Genomic DNA, 16489 nt, shown 5'->3' on the forward strand with positions numbered 1-16489 from the left:
CTAAACAGATAAATTATTATGCTTGTAGTGTTCGGGTAATTGATTAGTTAAATATAAGTAAATTGGCGGATTTAGAAAAAAGTTGTGATAGGGCTTCGTGTACTATTTCATAGTTGCCATACATCGTTGATTTATCATGAACCCTAGGGTCTGTTGACGTTTCACATCGGTAGCCATAAAAATGCGCACGCCATGGCTATGACACTTTCATAATTTCGCTTCAACTTGTCATATCGGAATGCCACTGCGCGGTAATGCTTCAATCGCGCAAAAGCATTCTCGACCAAATGTCGATAGCAATACAGCCCACGATCTAGATCCACATTCCCTTTGATTGAATTACGTTTTCTGGGAATCACTGATCGCGCACCCTGCGCAGAAATCAGTCCTCGAAGGTACTCACTATCGTACCCCTTATCTGCGATGATCACTTCGGCTGAAGGCAGTTGGGCAATCAGCTCTGGGGCGGCAGTACAATCATTAATCTCGCCTCCGGTAATTTCGAAGGCAATCGGCAAACCATAAGCATCTACCGCCAAATGAATTTTGCTGGTGTTCCCTGCACGGCTTTTGCCAATCGCTTCAGATTGATCGCTGGCCGCCCCGGCGCTGTGTTGATGCGCCTTGGCATAGCTACCATCAATGAATACCCATTCAAAATCGGGGTCGATCAGTAAGGCTTTGAAAATATTGAGCCATTTCCCAGCTACAGACCAAGCATTAAAGCGTTTATAGACTGAATTCCATTCACCAAAGGCGCTGGGTAAATCCCGCCACGGGCAGCCAACGCGCATGCGGTAAAACATTCCTTCGACGGTAATTCGTAAATCAGGCTTGTTGTAAATGGTGTGTTGAAGCAGAATCTTTTCTAGCTTCGACCAAAGCTCGTTACTGAGCATTAATCGGGGCATCGCAAACCTGTAGGGGAAATGGTGTAGGAACCTGAATTCTGCGGGTTTGCATCCGTCATTGCATGACTTTAGCTTGAAACGTCAACAGACCCTAGTGATCTCCTTGCCTCTTTCGCCGCTGCCTTTAATCAGGATCAGCGCCTCATCTCTCTTCAGCTTGGCGATGGCTCAGTGTGGGGTGAGCAGTTATTGCCCCAGCGCGTAACAGGGAGTGAGGGCATCAATCAGGCATACCGCTACCAGGTCGATTGCTTATCCCCCGACGGTGGCTTAGAGCTTAAATCGCTACTGGGTTTGCCAGTCGTTTTATCTATTGAAAATGCTGATGGCGAGGCGGTTGAGCGCTGTGGGGTCATTAGCCAGGCGCAATTACTCGGCTCCGATGGCGGCTTCGCAAAGTACGCGCTGACAGTAGAACCGCCGTTTGCCTTACTCAGATACCGGCGTACTTCCCGCGTGTTTCAGGATTTATCCGTCCCCGACATTGTGAAACAGGTACTGGCTGAGTATCAGGACAAAAATCCGGTCTTTGCCTCGGTGCAAACGCTGGATTTCAAACTCTCCGGCACGCATTCACCGCGATCCTATTGCTTACAATACCGCGAATCCGATTTCGATTTTCTGACATGATTATTAGCGGAGGAAGGCTTAGCCTGGTTATTTAATCATTTGCCGGGCGATAGTCCTCAGGTTCAGTTGCTTGTGTTTGATGATGCTTTTGCAATTGCGGAAGCGGCAGATCCATTTGTTAGATTTCACAGAGCCGACGCCACGGAAGAGAGCGATAGTCTGACTGAATGGCAGAGCCAGCGGCAAATCGGCAGCAGCAGTGTATCGCTTGCCAGCTTTGATTACAAAGCCACCAACACCAACGAAAGTTTTGATGAAAGTAGCATCGATCAGGGTGATGGCGGCCAGCAGCTGCAGGTAAGTTTCGAAGATTATGACCCGCAATCGCTCTATTACGCCAGCGACGCGGAAGGCTTAAGCCACTATGCTAACTTGCGTCAGCAGGCATTGGATGCCAAAAAGAAATCCTTTACCGGCTCTGGTACTTTACGCAGCCTGCAGGCCGGGCAGTGGTTCCGCCTGGAAGATCATCCCGCCCACGAATGGGACAGCGCCGAGCAACGTGAGTTTGCCGTTACCGAGCTAAAATTCACCGCCAATAATAATTTGCCCGCTGATTTAACCCAGCAACTTGGTCTGGTTGCGCCAAGCCTATTGGCCGCTGATGTAGCCAAACCTTATGAAGTTAACTTCACAGCCCAAAGGCGCGGCCAGCCGACCGTGCCCGCTTTTGCCCATATCGAACACAGCAAGCCCAAAAGCTTTGGCGTACAGACCGCCTCCGTCGTCGGCCCTGCCGGATCAGAAGTCCACACCGATGAGCAAGGGCGCATAAAAATAGAATTCCACTGGCAGCGTGCCGCAGAGCATCCTGAGTTTGGCGCAAATCTGGATGACAAGTCATCCTGCTGGGTGCGTGTCTCCATGCCAAGTGCCGGTGCTGGCTTTGGGCATCAGTTCATCCCGCGCATCGGTCAGGAAGTTTTAGTTGATTTTATCGAAGGCGACATCGACCGCCCCATCATCACCGGCGTGGTTCATAACGGCAGCCATCCTGTGCCAACATTCAGCGGCGCTGGCGCTCTGCCTGCCAATAAAACGTTATCCGGTATCAAAACTAAAGAGCATGAAGGTGGCCAGTATGGCGAGCTGCTGTTTGATGATACCAGGGGCGAAGTCCGCACTAAATTATCCAGCGAGCACGGCAAAACCCAGCTCAACCTGGGCTATTTAATCCACCCAAGAACCGATGGCCAAGGTGAAGCCGGTGGTAAGCAATCCGAGCCACGCGGTGAAGGCTTTGAATTACGCACCGATAACCAAGGTGCAATCCGCGCCAATGGTCTCTTGATCAGCACCGAAGCCAAAAGCGGCGCCAGCGGCAAACAGCTGGACCACAGCCCCGCGCAAAGCCAGCTTGAATCCGCGCTGGCACTGGCCCAAAGCCTGGGTGAAACAGCCACTAATCAGCTTGCGGACACCATAGAAACCGGCGACGAAGGCAAAACCGTAGAGGCAGACAACAGTGCAGGCAGCAAGGCCAGCACCGGTCATCTGTATCACCACGTGCATGCCAGCAAAAGCCTGGAAGCAGGCAGCAACACTGATAAAGACGGCAAAACTAAATCCAAAGAACAGGCTGGCCAGCAAAAAATCATCCTGCTGCACGGCGAGGACGGCGTAGCGATCACCAGCCCGCAAAGCCAAACGCTCACTGCAGGTACCAACCTTGATTTTGTCGCGCAAAGAGACAGCAACCAAACCTCCGGCCGCCGCTGGATACATAACGCGGGATCACACATCAGCCTGTTTGTAGCCGGTGTAAAAGACAAAATCGCGCTCAAACTAATCGCAGCCAAAGGCAAAATCCAGCTGCAGGCGCAGAGTGACGATATTGAAATCACCGGCGACAAAAACGTCAAAATCACCGCCTGCAAAGAAAGCATCACTGTCGTCGCCAAAGACGAAATCCTGATGACCGCCGGCGGGGCATACATCCGCATCAAAGGCGGCAACATCGAAATCCACTGCCCGGGGAAGGTCTCGGTTAAAGGCGCGAGTCATGAGTTGAGTGGGCCTGCGAGTATGAATGTGCGCTTGCCAGCTTTTAATCCTCCGGTTTGCAGGCAGTGTATGCGGGAGATGGGTTTAACTCATCAAGCGATTGGAGAGCGGGCATGAGCCAATATGTAAATCAAATTCGGGAGCAAATCTCCACGGATCAGCGAGTACAGGGCAAGTGGTTTGCTCTGCTGGATGCATCACAAATTCCTTTGAAAGAGCAGGCAGTCTGGGCGGGTTTTGCATCTGCCTGGCATAATTTGCTGGATGACAGCCCCGAAGGAGATCATCCGGATTTAACCGCATGGTTATTTAATGCATCCGGTGAGATGCTTGATCTTACCCTGCAGTTAAGTATTCATTACCCACACAGCATTACATGGTTTTATAGTGATTGGCCAATTAGCCAAATTCATTCTTATTGGCGTGCTTTAAGCCATATTCATTTGCCGGAACGCCGCAGTGGCTTGTGCAGATTTTATGATGCATCTGTATTGCTTCAATTAAAAACAGTGCTGACTGCACATCAATGGCAGCTGCTTACTGCGCCAGTGCAGCAATGGTTATTTATTCACCCGGAGGGTGTATTGTCTTGTATTGAGGCGGCACCCTCTGTTGTAAAAAACAGGACCTCTATTACGCTAAGGCAAAGCCAGCTTGATCAATTAGAAAAAGCAAATCGCTCTCATTGGCTGATTGCACAGCTTATGGCTAATGAATATGTGGATCTGAATTATGCAAATTTTGCGCTATACCAGTGTGTAAATCGCTCTGTGCTGATGATGGAGCAAGCCGGGTTAAGTAAGCCGGATCAGCAGTATATATTTTGCGCGATGACACTGGATTGGCCTGATGAACAGGTTTTTAGTGAAAATACAGAGCAAGATCTATTAAGGGTGAAAAATAAAAAGGTAGATTTAATTGATATTTTTTGATGGCTGTTGATCAGTATTCATACTAAAGAGTGTGAGGGATAACGTGGGGTTTTTAAAAAGTTAATTATTTTAACTAAATAGAGAATGAAAAAAAATCTAAAAAGAATAAACCCAATATCTATTCTGTTGATAATTTCACTGGCGGCATGGTGGATTTGGAGTTCATTTGTACAAGAAGAAAGCTATGGGGTTTGTTTTCAAGGGTTTAATTATACCGACAAGCATGTGGCTGAATATTATGTTAACGGGATGGGGGGGGCGGCAATATTTCTCCCAAGCCCGATGATTATGCTTATGGAGGTGGCGGGGGCTTTTCTTGCGGGGCGTCGGTGAGTGGATCGGAAGTTAAAGTGAAATGGGTTTTTGATTGGAAATCTGTGGCTGAAATGGATGCGGGGGTGATTCTAGAAAGCCATGAGGTGACGTTGCCTATGCCCAAGGCAGAATCACGTAGTTCACGCTATTTTCAGGTGCATATTTATCCTGATCATCATATTGAGCTAAAGCTGTTTGATTTACCACGGATAAAATAAGGGTGTTGGTATGAGTAATGAAAAAAAGGTAAACCAAGAGTATTAAAGCCGAAGAAAAAGAGTGTTTTTTGGTTTTTTAATTGTTTCTAACAAGTAAAACTAATAATAAATTTTAGGATCTGTTTCTATGAAAAAAAATCTAAAAAGAATTAGCCCTATATCCATATTGGTGGTGCTTTCACTGGCGGCATGGTGGATTTGGAGCTCTTTTTTACAGGAAGAAAGCTATGGCGTTTGTTTTCAAGGCTTTAATTATACCGACAAGATTATTTCTGAGTATTACGTCAATGGTATGGGTGGTGGGAATATTTCTAAAAAGCCTGATGATTATGCATATGGGGGGGGCGGGGGATTCTCTTGTGGTGCGTCGGTAAGTGGGCCACAAGTTAAAGTGAAATGGTTATTTAATAGAAATTCTGTCGCTGAGATTGATGCAGGTGTGCCGCCAGAAACCCATGAAGTGACTCTGCCTATGCCCAAGGCAGAGTCCCGTAGTTCACGCTATTTTCAGGTGCATATTTATCCTGATCATCATGTGGTTGTTAAGTTAAAAGATCATATTGATTAAATATTAATTTGAAAAAGATACATCAAGTACAGTGATGAATGCACCTTGATTTAAACAGGACCTCCGCATGAGTAATGCAAAAACAGATAAAGCCGAACGAATTAAAGCAGAAGCAAGAGATCTTTGCCCGGCGTGTGATCAGACTTTATGGCTGTCATTTTATTTTGATGCCTTTGCCCATCATAAAGATGATGATGGCGCTGCCATTTCTAATATGGGCAAATTATGGCGGGCTTCTGTTAAGGAAAAAAGTAAAGGTATTTTCTCTAACTATTACTCGGGCTTAGGTGCACGTTTTGAGCCAGAGCGAAAAGTGTTGCTCAAAATGGAAGCTGCCAAAATTAAAAAAGAGGCAGAAGAAGGTGTTATTGATGCGGTAAAGGAAAAGCTAAAAGAAGCTGTTATGGCGACGGTGCCTTTTTTGTATAAGGCAGGCAAAGAGGTTGTGCAGAATAGACCGGGCTGGTGGGATAGGGTTAAAACTTTAAGTAAACAGGGGGGACGTGCGGCTTTAGATCCTTATAAGCCTTGGTGGGATATTGTATGGAAGCCTAATCATCGGGCGCGATTTATACAGCGTGTAACGCACGATTGGCTGGACTATGCAAATGATCTGATTCATAACCCTTTACAATTTCACAAAATGGCGCGTAATGAGCTTGGCAAAATGGCCGCCTCTCATTCTATTGAGCATATTGGTTTTGTACGGGATGCAAAATGGGTGTCCGCCCTGTTTAATACCGGGGTAGATACCAGGCTGGAGCAGGCTGAATATGATTTTCGTGAGGGTGTGAGGTATGGACAAACATTGGGCACGATTAAACATATTAATGTGGCTATTTTTGGCGCTGATTTTGGCGGGGCTTTGGCATTAGCTTTTGCCAATCATTTAGTTGATGAAGTATGTGATGGGGGTAAATATGATGGTATTCAGGTGCACTTTCGTTTTATGGGTTTATTGGATTGTGTCAGTGCGCGGTTTGACGATAATTTTTTAACAGGCTTTTTGCCTTTAGCTAATTCAGTAAAAGATGACTTGAAACTTCCTAAGTCTCTTGAAAAAGTGGTGCATTATGCGGCTGCTCATGAATACAGGCTTTATAAGCCATTATCGATTATTGGTGGTGCCAGAGCGCATGGCGGCAGGCTAGAGGAGCGATTATTCCCGGGGGATCAAGGGGATGTGATTGGCGGCTATGCAGATAAAGAGCAGGGCTTAAGCCAGGAATTAGCGCGAATGCCCCTGCAATGGATGCTAAACAGGGCGTGGCGTAATGGTGTACCGGTTATGAAGTTAGAAAAAATGCAAACTGTAGATCCTGATCTTTTTGTATTATTTCGCTTAGATGGTGCGGTTTCCGAATTGGTGTTTCAGTACTGGGCTAGTGCACGTGAGCTGGCTTCTACAACAGAAACGGTTACGTCTGACCTGGCCATTAAATCTTTGCGACAGGGATATAGCGATACCGGTTTGGCTTGTGCTCAGCTCTCTTTGCAAACACATACAAAAAAACAATTACCTGCCGATATAAAAGCAGAATTGGCTGGGCATATTGCCATGCATACGGCGTGGTTAAAAAACTGGTATGAATCATTTAAAGCAGGTAAAAGCACTAATTTAGAAAACGCGCGTTATAAAATGCTGAAAAATGAAATTGATAGCATGACCCGCAGAAGCGCACGTTCAGCCTTAGAGCCAGGTGTGCTTGATGAAGAATCAAAAAAACTATGGGCAATGTGGAAAAATAATCGTGCCAGTAATCTGGGCGAATCAAAAAAATTATTTGAAAAATATATTCATGATTCAATGGCAGACAGCCCAATAGAGCGTGCCTGGGATGATTTTGTTTACAGCAGGCATTATTTAAACCACCGTATTATGACGCTTGTTGAAGAAAATCCGGAAAAGGATTTTTTTGAGCTAAGTCATTTAAAACTGGTTGCAGAAGCAGCAAATAAAATTCATAGATAAACACCCCGGCAAGGGGCAGTAGCCCTGTTGCCGGTGTGTTATTTACATAGCCCGTGCTGAATATGTTTTTTGTGGAGCTTTAATATTGAATTGTTTGTACACTGGATTGTTGACAGTTTCATCCTCTTTATTTACACCGCCATCAGTGACTGATGTGTTTACGCTTAACGTAAAGATATGGGCATGCAATTTCAATTATGTTGCTTGGGTTGGGTGTAGAAATACAATATAGCCACGGTTAATTAAATATTTATCCGTGGCTGTCCCCAGTTTTCTCAGGGCCATTTTTTGAATGGTTGCTAAATAAATAAAAAACTAATTTTTCCAATGCCATTTTGAAATTTATGGTGGATAGAAGTGCTTGGCTTGCTGCGGAGCAGATGAGTTTTCTTTTATTAAGAGGTGCGCGTCTTTTTACTGTTGTTGGTATCGGTTTAACCATTGCTATATGGTTATTTAGTGATGATGATTTAGAAGCATGGTGTGATCAATCCTGCCTAAGAAAAAATAGGAGTGATAAGGGTTTTGATAGTGCAGAAGAAGAAATGACTGCGTTGAATGCGGCTGTGAAAGAGGTGAGTTAATCATGTATTATTTAGAGTGGATTAATACACAAAGTCGGCAAAAGCATAAGCCTGGTTCTGCTTCGGATGTAGCGCAAAAAAATGCCTATGCAGAAATAGAAGAGAAACGGAACAAAGCAATTGCTGAAGGGGTGGAATATCAGGATATTAAAGACACGGAGATTTGGGAAAGTCGCTCTGAGCGAGTAGATGATAATCATGCAATTTATGCTAAGACGGGTTCTTACATTGATGTCTGTACTTACAATGATGATAAGCGTGGATTAATTACCCCTCTTATCTTCTGCTTCCTATATGGCATCATTCCTTGGTGGCTAAGTGTTTTTGAATATACGAGTTCAATTTTATTGACAGGGTTGCAGCCTGATGGGGCACTTATAGATGGCGAAGCAATTGCTGTTATTGGTATTGATCTGTTAGCTTTACCTTTTCTTACCTATATTTTCTTTCGCTATTTATTTAAATTCTGGAGGCTGGAAGCTTTTACTATGCGGCGGCTTATCGTTCGCTTTAATCGTAAAACCCGCCAGGTTTATTTTCTTCGGCCCTCTTTTTTAGGTGGTACGGTTATTTATGATTGGGCGGATATTGGCGCGACCGTACCTAAAGATATGGAAAATCATGAGGGTATAGGAGGAATGTTGATGTTGTATTTCCAGACGGCGGACACACAGAATCCTCATAGTAATATTGGCCTTGATGCTGCTTTTGTTGGCAATCCCTGCCGTGATTTTGGACAGCTGCTTTCCTTCTGGGAATATATCCGCCGTTTTATGGAAGACGGTGCAGATGCCGTGCCTATGCCAAAGCGCCTGCGTAGTAAATGGCCCAATCCATTGACCAGCATTCTGGCAGTGTCCCGTTTAAATCTGCCCGGTGGTTTTGATTTAGGCCATTCCTTTTTATGGCTGCGTATCGCTTTAACACCTTTGTTTGTATTCTGGGGCGTGGGCGGGCATTACGGCTCGCTGATGCTGAGCTATGAGCCTCGCTTTCCTAAGGCCTTACGTGTGGCAAGTGGCGAATCCGAGCTTAAATCGCTGCTAAGCATGATTGCTTACAACCTTTTTCCCGTTATTTATACCGCCATCGGCGGCTGGTGCGCTTACGCCTGGTATAAAGATTTGGATATGCAATTACCATTGCGTTGGTTGGGTTGGGTATAGGAATACAATACAGATACAGTTAATTAAATAATTAACCGTATCTGTCCCCAACTTTCTCTGGACCATTTTTTGAATGGTTGCTAAATGAATCAAAAACTGATTATTTATGGTGGATAACTATGCCTAGTTTGCTGCGGAGCAGATGGCTTCTCTTTTATTAAGAGGAGCGGGTCTATTTACTGGAATAGGTATCAGTTTAACTATTGCCGTTTGATTATTTTATTAAATCATAATTTGCGTAGCTTGATTTTTATCATTAGCTGGTGAAGAAATTTTATTGAGGCTTAAGAGGGTTAGGTCTCAAGCTGGCTTGTTTAAAAACTCCATTTTAAAATGGTAATTAGATGCCAAAAAGCGACAGGCTATTCAAATAGTCTTTCAATTGAGGCGGAGTCGTAAAATTGAATGAATTAGTCAAAATAGCTCCAATAAACCCACTTGGTTTATTGCGAACACAGTGGGCAACAGCCCTACTTATTACAATTAACCTCGCAGTATATGTTTGGATGGGGGCCAAAGGAGTGCCTTGGATAGACCCTGAACCCATGATGCTGCTGGACTGGGGGGCTAATCTTGCAGCGCTCACACTGACTGGTGAGTATTGGCGTTTGCTAACCAGCATGTTTGTTCACAGCGGTATTATTCATTTGCTGCTTAATATGTCCATGCTTCTGTTTATCGGGCCGCTGGCACAAAAGCGTTTAGGTAATTTGGGCTTAATCTCAATCTACTTGAGCGCAGGGCTCGTCGCTGGCTTTGTAAGCGCCTCATGGTATGCCCTGAGTCAAGAAACAAATATTTTTGGGATGCCTATTACTCGCTTAGTCGCCAGTGTTGGAGCTTCCGGTGCCCTGATGGGGTTGGCCGTCGCGGTTTGTGTGTGGAAGTCCTCTATTAATGAGCATGAAGAGGGGGATGCACTGTCAAATAAGCTTGGGCAGGTCGTGTTATTGAACTTAGGTTTAGGCTTTATTGTGCCTGGTGTTGATCAAGCCTGTCACATCGGCGGGTTGCTTTATGGCTTTCCCATGGGGCTGATCGCTTTGGCATTCAATCGAGTGTCCTGGAAAAGAAGCGTGGTGTATTTTGCTATTGTTGCAGTAACAACAGCCGGTGTATTTAAAGCTACTCAAGGCTCTGAGTCTGAAGAGTTGCGACTTTTGGCAGATGAAGTTCGTAAACAGCAAAAGGATATGCGTAAACAAAAAGAACTGGAAATTGTGACAAAGCAGCGAGATTTGCTTCACAAATCTGAGTTGGCGGCTCGACCTAAGCCCGTTTCTGCTGAGGAGGCTTCAGTACTGGCGATGGAGCCAATACTATCAAATAGTTATCAGAACCCTGTATTTAGCACCGATGGCCGACGGTTGTATTTAACAGATCAAGAGGCCAACTCCCTAACGGTTGTAGATGTAAATACTCGAAAAGTAATAAAAGTCATCAAAGGGCCCGAACTAAAAATCCCAGACGATGGTTGCGATAAAACTTGCCGTGGTATAGGGGCTCAGTCTGTGGCAATAAGTCCCGACGAAAAATGGGCGCTTGTGCCATCAATGGCAATCTCTTCTGTTGCATTAATAGATATTCAGGCAGGTGCTATTGTCCATATGTTTAAGACAGGCAATCGGCCTGCCACAGCAGTTTTTAGCCATGATGGCCTTCATGCCTATGTAATTAACAAGGCAGATAACTCCTTATCTGTTCTGGATATGGCAAGACGTCAGGTTGACGGAGACCCGCTGCCATTAGGCGGCGCTGAAGGGCGCTACGAACATTGGATGAACCCAGTACTTTTACTTTCGTCCGATAGCAAGCGATTACTAGCTAGCAACGCATCTTTGAGCCGCTTGGACTGGATAGATTTAGCTTCGAGAAAGATGATTACGCCTCCTTTAAATATACCCAATAGCGTACGCTTTGCTTTAACCGATACCAAGATGAACATACTTTGGCTCCCTTCAGAAAAAGGTCTGCTAGAGCATAAACTACCATCCTTTGAATCTCTAGCTAGTTATGCATATTGCAATGCCAATGATACAAAATTGATGTCGGTTAGCCCTGATGGCAAATGGATGGCGGCTTATCGAGATACCGCATTGGGTGAGGTTATTTTAATAAGCAGGCAGAGTAGGAGAATGGTTGGGGTATATCAGCTATCTGAAGAACCACACCAATTGTTGTTTAGTCCAGATGGTAATCACCTGGCTGTTTTGCTTAGCTCGGGGTTGAGGATTTATCCTTTGAATAAAAGTATAAATGTCGTTGATTATGTCCAAAAAAATGGTGAATTTTTCTGCGATTCATAAAAATTGACTCTGACTGAGCCAACGGGAAATAACTGAATACCTGGGGTCAGCATCAAGTTAAATCCGTTTTCTTTGGCTCTTGAATTAAGCATTAGTAGGATTTAATTTTGTTCTGTCCCCGGTTTTCTTTGGGCCATTTTTTGAATGGTTGCTAAAAAAATAAAAAAGTGATTTTGCTAAAGCCATTTTAAAATTTATGGTGGATAGAAGTGCTTGGCTTGCTGCGGAGCAGATGAGTTTTCTTCTATTAAGAGGTGTGTGTCTTTTTACTGGTATAGGTATGGTAATCCCCCCATTTTTAAGCTCACTCAAAAGTAGAGGCTAGGCATGTAATGCCAGTTTCTGTTTCGGGGTGATGCCACCCAATCCCATATGTGGGCGTTCGTTATTGTAACTCCAAAGCCATTGCGTTGCGATTTCTTGTACTTCCGCAATACTTTCAAAATCATCACAAGCCAGCCATTCATATCGAACAGTGCGATTATAGCGTTCAATATACGCATTCTGCTGCGGGTTGCCGGGCTGGATATAGGCCAATTCAATCGATTGTTGTTCTGCCCAATTCTTTAATATGTGACTAATGTATTCAGGGCCATTATCAGACCTGATTCGTTTGGGTTTACCGCGCCATTCAATAATTTGATTCAGGCTGCGTACTACTCGCTCTGCAGGCAAAGAGAAATCGACCTCAATACCTAATCCTTCACGATTAAAATCATCAATCACGTTAAATAAGCGAATACTACGTCCATCGGCTAATTGATCGTGCATAAAATCCATCGACCAAGTTTCATTTTTTGCCTCAGGCACTGCTAATGGCTCTGGCGTTTCACGATCTAAACGTTTTTTTGGTTTAATTCGCAGATTTAATTCTAAATCGCAATAAATGCGGTAAACACGTTTATGGTTCCAGTGCTTTTTCTTGACATTGCGCAGATGCAAAAAGCAGAGACCGAAGCCCCAGTTTTTGTGTTCCTCTGTGAGCTGAACCAGAGAATCGGCGATTTTGGTGTTTTCGACATCCAACTTACGAATATAGCGATAGCAAGTCGTGCTAATTGAAAAGCTGGCGCAAGCCGCACGAATAGACAATGCCTTGGTTTCAACGGCCCAGTGAGCCATCTCGCGACGCTGAGATGGCTTCACCACTTTTTTGACATGGCTTCCTTGATGACGTCGGCTTGCATCTGTGCCTCTATGTACATTTTTTTGAGACGCCGATTTTCATCTTCAAGCTCTTTCATTCGCGTCATCATGGAAACGTCCATGCCGCCAAATTTAGCACGCCACTTGTAGAAAGAGGCAGAACTCATACCGTGCTCTCGGCATAGATCAGGAACGGTCGAACCGGCTTCAGCTTGCTTTAAAATCGCCATAATCTGGCTGTCGGAATAACGTGCTGCTTTCATGTAGAGCTCCTCAAAGACTGCGAGAAAATTCTACTTAAAAATGAGCTGGTTTTGTGGGGGGATTACCGTATCGGTTTACCTATCGCTATATGGCTGTTTAGCGATAATGATTTAGAAGCATGGTGTGATCAATTTTGTCTCAGAAAAAACAGGAAGGATAAGGGCTTTGCAAGCGCAGAAGAAGAAATGGCGGCATTAGAGGCCGCTGTAAAAGGGGTTAGTTAATATGTATTTTCTTGAACGGACCACGGCCTTAGGGCGGCGTAAGCATCGCTCGGGGAGCTGGGTTGATCAGATCCAGAAAGATATTGCAGAGAAAGAGCAGGAAAAAAAGCGCAAGGCCTTATCTGCTAGGGTCTGTTGACGTTTCACATCGGTAGCCATAAAAATGCGCACGCCATGGCTATGACACTTTCATAATTTCGCTTCAACTTGTCATATCGGAATGCCACTGCGCGGTAATGCTTCAATCGCGCAAAAGCATTCTCGACCAAATGTCGATAGCAATACAGCCCACGATCTAGATCCACATTCCCTTTGATTGAATTACGTTTTCTGGGAATCACTGATCGCGCACCCTGCGCAGAAATCAGTCCTCGAAGGTACTCACTATCGTACCCCTTATCTGCGATGATTACTTCGGCTGAAGGCAGTTGGGCAATCAGCTCTGGGGCGGCAGTACAATCATTAATCTCGCCTCCGGTAATTTCGAAGGCAATCGGCAAACCATAAGCATCCACCGCCAAATGAATTTTGCTGGTGTTCCCTGCACGGCTTTTGCCAATCGCTTCAGATTGATCGCTGGCCGCCCCGGCGCTGTGTTGATGCGCCTTGGCATAGCTACCATCAATGAATACCCATTCAAAATCGGGGTCGATCAGTAAGGCTTTGAAAATATTGAGCCATTTCCCAGCTACAGACCAAGCATTAAAGCGTTTATAGACGGAATTCCATTCACCAAAGGCGCTGGGTAAATCCCGCCATGGGCAGCCAACGCGCATGCGGTAAAACATTCCTTCGACGGTAATTCGTAAATCAGGCTTGTTGTAAATGGTGTGTTGAAGCAGAATCTTTTCTAGCTTCGACCAAAGCTCGTTACTGAGCATTAATCGGGGCATCGCAAACCTGCAGGGGAAATGGTGTAGGAACCTGAATTCTGCGGGTTTGCATCCGTCATTGCATGACTTTAGCTTGAAACGTCAACAGACCCTAGCGAAGTTTATGATCCAGATGCCCGTCAGACCGATGTGCGGGAAAGCCGCTCAGGGCAGGTGGATGATAATCATGCGATTTATGCGAAGACGGATTTTTACCTTGATGTCTGTGCTTACAATGATGATAAGCGTGGGTTAATTACTCTTGTTTGCATTCTGGGGCGCGGGTGGGCATTACGGCTCGCTGATGCTGAGCTACGGGCCTCGCTTTCCTAAGGCCTTGCGTGTGGCAAGCGGCGAATCCGAGTTTAAATCGCTGCTAAGCATGATTGCTTACAACCTTTTCCCCGTCATCTACACCACCATCGGCAGCTGGTGCGCTTACGCCTGGTATAGCAACCTTGATATGCAATTGCGCTGGCTGGGGCAGGTGTAGTGCTAAAGGACATTAGGCACGGTTTTGCAAGGTAAATGGGCAGATGTATATTTTATTAAGTGCATTTGGCAATGAATAAATACGCTGCCAGCTAAAGGTTAAATAAATGTATTTGGGTTGTTTAATAAAGTGAGTTTTAATGTAAAAAAATAGATTTATATTGAGTAAGTTGCTGCGGGCGTGTGAATATGGTTTTGTGGGATTCAGGCTCGGTTTCTCTCTTCATAATCAACTTAAGGTATTGAAAAAGGCCACTCGAAGGTGGCCTTTTTATTTGTCATTTTTAGGGTGGTGTTGGTGCAGGAGTTTTTTTGGGTTTTTTGTTTATATGCATCTTGTGATGCAAGGCAGCAGAGAGGGCTGTGTGTTTTTGTTTCGCACTGTTACAAAGGTTTATTAATTAATTTTTATGAGAAAGTGTGAGTCAGTCAGGCGTGTTTTCCTTGTTAAAATGGCTTGCTTCATCAAATACGTATTTGCAATTATGACAGTAGAAAGAATTGCTCCAAACGTCAATAAATGCAGGAAGCATGATTTTGTTATATATGGTTGCAATAAGTGCCCATGCGAGTGTTGATGCCACCCAAATACTGAGTGAGTAAATATTTAATATGTTTGAAAAAATTAGTATCGTAAAAAATAGAAAAATGATGATTGCGGGTTTTAAAATAGGAAACCTAGTTGGAGGTGATGTTTTTTGGTGAATGAATGTATGCTCAGGATTATTGTTTGAAATGCCGAATATTTTTGCAAAATGACCTGAAAAATCAGGATCAAATTCAGCCTTGCATGATGTGCTGATATTGGATATGCCTTCCTCGTGAAGGCTGGATATACTTTGTGTTTTTTCGCTATTGCATGATAGGCACTGCATAGTTAATCCTTATTGATTGTGCTTTTAAAAGAATACTTTGCTTTTTTTCTCAATAAATTAGCTAAATATAAATTGATTTGAAATCTATGCTTATACGTTGTTCGTGGAGTAAAACTTGTAGTAATACACCTGCCCGCTGCCAGCCCAGGTGTCTATAGATTGATTGAGCACGTGAGTCTATTCAAAGGGCGACAATATTATTTTTGAAAATCAGATATATATTTTTGTTTGAGCTTCTCTAAACGACCATCTTTGCGTATTTTATGCAAGGCCTGATTCATTTTTAGCACCAGTGCAGGGTCGGTTTGAAGGCTAATGCCAAACCAGTAGTTGGTCTGTTCTGTTACTAATTGTGCGGGGACAATTTCATCTTTCAGGCCCAGTTTTTCTGCATTGAATGCAGCAGACCAATTGAGTGCGAGCAGCAGATCAAATCGCCCATGTTTGAATTTTCGCATATTGTTTTCATCGTCAGTTGCTAAATCGAGTTTATCAAAACCTAAACGAATTAAGTTTCTGGTTGATTCTGCTTCACGTACCACGCCGATGCGGTAAGCGCGGGCATCGTCCAGATTTTTAATTAAAATATCTTTGCGTGTTGCCAGTTTATAAAGCATGATTCGCCGCGAGCTAATAGGCCCCAGCCACTGAAATTGCGATTCACGTTCCGGTGTGCGTGCTATGGAGTAAATTAGCGTATTTGATTCTTTTTGCGCGCGACTATAGGCCCGTGGCCAGGGGAGCATTTCTTTTTTTAGGGTGACTTTTGCATCAAGGGCAATTAAGTCCAGCAGTTCTGTTGAAAAACCGGTTACTTTACCATTTTTTTCAAAATTTAGCGGAGGCAGGTATTCGGTTAAAGCATTAAGCTGCTCTGCCGCAAAAGAATGAAAGCTGAGTGATAAAATAAAAAATACACAATATATTTTTTTATAAATAACCATATTGACTCAATATGTGCATCCATTAAGCTGGGTGCGAGTTTTATTTGATTAAAATATTAAGCTTAT

15 protein-coding genes and 1 pseudogene are annotated in these 16489 nt (G+C 44.3%); 10 read left to right on the forward strand and 6 right to left on the reverse strand.

The features are described from left to right. Positions 1–161 precede the first annotated feature (161 nt). Complete coding sequence (locus EJO50_RS03085; RefSeq protein ID WP_125971449.1) at positions 162–911, reverse strand: IS5 family transposase; 750 nt, start codon at positions 909–911, stop codon at positions 162–164. A gap of 144 nt (positions 912–1055) precedes the next feature. Between EJO50_RS03085 and EJO50_RS03090 the strand changes: the two are divergent. The 9 genes and pseudogenes from EJO50_RS03090 to EJO50_RS03130 all read left to right on the forward strand — a co-directional run bounded on the left by EJO50_RS03090 (position 1056) and on the right by EJO50_RS03130 (position 11606). Next, positions 1056–3662 (forward strand): annotated as a pseudogene (locus EJO50_RS03090) (type VI secretion system Vgr family protein). Further along, positions 3659–4477 carry a DUF4123 domain-containing protein gene (locus EJO50_RS03095; protein WP_125971525.1) on the forward strand — a complete coding sequence of 273 codons (819 nt, stop codon included), beginning with the start codon at positions 3659–3661 and terminating at the stop codon, positions 4475–4477. The pseudogene EJO50_RS03090 and the gene EJO50_RS03095 overlap by 4 nt, the downstream one beginning before the upstream one ends. An 84-nt stretch (positions 4478–4561) precedes the next feature. Beyond that, complete coding sequence (locus tag EJO50_RS03100) at positions 4562–4810, forward strand: hypothetical protein (protein ID WP_125971526.1); 249 nt, start codon at positions 4562–4564, stop codon at positions 4808–4810. Positions 4811–4827: 17 nt separating this feature from the next. Continuing rightward, positions 4828–5010: a hypothetical protein gene (locus EJO50_RS03105; protein WP_164521414.1), complete on the forward strand. Its 183-nt coding sequence runs from the start codon at positions 4828–4830 to the stop codon at positions 5008–5010. 127 nt (positions 5011–5137) lie between these two features. Continuing rightward, positions 5138–5578: a DUF3304 domain-containing protein gene (locus tag EJO50_RS03110; protein WP_125971528.1), complete on the forward strand. Its 441-nt coding sequence runs from the start codon at positions 5138–5140 to the stop codon at positions 5576–5578. Between the two features lie 67 nt (positions 5579–5645). Then, positions 5646–7550, forward strand: a complete 1905-nt coding sequence (locus EJO50_RS03115; RefSeq protein ID WP_125971529.1) for a phospholipase effector Tle1 domain-containing protein — start codon at positions 5646–5648, stop codon at positions 7548–7550. Between the two features lie 380 nt (positions 7551–7930). Next, positions 7931–8134 carry a hypothetical protein gene (locus tag EJO50_RS03120; protein WP_125971530.1) on the forward strand — a complete coding sequence of 68 codons (204 nt, stop codon included), beginning with the start codon at positions 7931–7933 and terminating at the stop codon, positions 8132–8134. A 2-nt stretch (positions 8135–8136) separates the two neighbouring features. Continuing rightward, positions 8137–9300, forward strand: a complete 1164-nt coding sequence (locus EJO50_RS03125; protein ID WP_125971531.1) for a DUF6708 domain-containing protein — start codon at positions 8137–8139, stop codon at positions 9298–9300. 401 nt (positions 9301–9701) lie between these two features. Further along, complete coding sequence (locus EJO50_RS03130) at positions 9702–11606, forward strand: rhomboid family intramembrane serine protease (protein ID WP_125971532.1); 1905 nt, start codon at positions 9702–9704, stop codon at positions 11604–11606. A gap of 84 nt (positions 11607–11690) precedes the next feature. Here the strand turns inward: EJO50_RS03130 and EJO50_RS17115 are convergent, their stop codons facing one another. From EJO50_RS17115 to EJO50_RS03140, 3 genes are all read right to left on the reverse strand, one after another. Further along, a complete protein-coding gene (locus EJO50_RS17115) occupies positions 11691–11918 on the reverse strand; it encodes a hypothetical protein (RefSeq protein WP_164521415.1) in 228 nt (75 codons plus the stop codon). A gap of 9 nt (positions 11919–11927) precedes the next feature. Then, positions 11928–13015 (reverse strand): IS3 family transposase gene (locus EJO50_RS03135; protein WP_125971108.1). Its coding sequence is split into 2 segments (ribosomal slippage): positions 11928–12763 and positions 12763–13015, totalling 1089 coding nucleotides; the frame shifts between segments, so codons are not numbered across the junction. A gap of 368 nt (positions 13016–13383) precedes the next feature. Next, on the reverse strand, positions 13384–14133 hold the full coding sequence (locus EJO50_RS03140) for an IS5 family transposase (protein WP_125971449.1): 750 nt from the start codon (positions 14131–14133) through the stop codon (positions 13384–13386). A gap of 241 nt (positions 14134–14374) precedes the next feature. Between EJO50_RS03140 and EJO50_RS03145 the strand changes: the two genes are divergently transcribed. After that, positions 14375–14605 (forward strand): hypothetical protein, encoded by a 231-nt coding sequence (locus EJO50_RS03145; RefSeq protein ID WP_125971533.1) that lies wholly within the window; start codon positions 14375–14377, stop codon positions 14603–14605. 424 nt (positions 14606–15029) lie between these two features. Here the strand turns inward: EJO50_RS03145 and EJO50_RS03150 are convergent, their stop codons facing one another. Continuing rightward, positions 15030–15479, reverse strand: coding sequence for a hypothetical protein (locus EJO50_RS03150; protein WP_125971534.1), 450 nt, complete (start codon positions 15477–15479; stop codon positions 15030–15032). Between the two features lie 197 nt (positions 15480–15676). Next, a complete protein-coding gene (locus tag EJO50_RS03155) occupies positions 15677–16423 on the reverse strand; it encodes a substrate-binding periplasmic protein (RefSeq protein ID WP_125971535.1) in 747 nt (248 codons plus the stop codon). Positions 16424–16489 lie beyond the last annotated feature (66 nt).

Origin of the sequence: Iodobacter ciconiae (assembly GCF_003952345.1) — a bacterium.
Taxonomy (GTDB): Bacteria; Pseudomonadota; Gammaproteobacteria; order Burkholderiales; family Chitinibacteraceae; genus Iodobacter; species Iodobacter ciconiae.